The sequence below is a fragment of the Paenibacillus xylanexedens genome, assembly GCF_007676705.1.
Taxonomy (GTDB): domain Bacteria; phylum Bacillota; class Bacilli; order Paenibacillales; family Paenibacillaceae; genus Paenibacillus; species Paenibacillus xylanexedens_C.
Genome location: NZ_VEBF01000646.1, coordinates 1 through 237 on the forward strand (window position 1 = coordinate 1; position 237 = coordinate 237).

1 protein-coding gene is annotated in these 237 nt (G+C 43.9%); it reads right to left on the reverse strand.

All coding sequences use genetic code 11. The features are described 5' to 3' along the window. The coding region (locus FS628_RS30940; protein WP_145326716.1) for a hypothetical protein at nt 1–182 on the reverse strand (182 nt) is incomplete at its 3' end. Between the last annotated feature and the right edge of the window lie 55 nt (nt 183–237).

Here is a 237-nt window from a genome sequence, read left to right on the forward strand (position 1 = left end):
ACACACCTATATCCCTCACCCTCTTCCTCTTCTTCCCTATCATTCTTCCATCTTTCATATCCTATTTCAATACCCCTTCCCCTCAACCTCCACTCAAAACGATCACCTCCAATAACTCCCCCCCTCTCCACCCCCTCCTTAAACTCTATACTCATTCCCGTCAATTCATTCACACCTACCATCGAAAAATTCACCTGCAAGATACGCAATACCGCAATAAACTATTATTCGATCTCA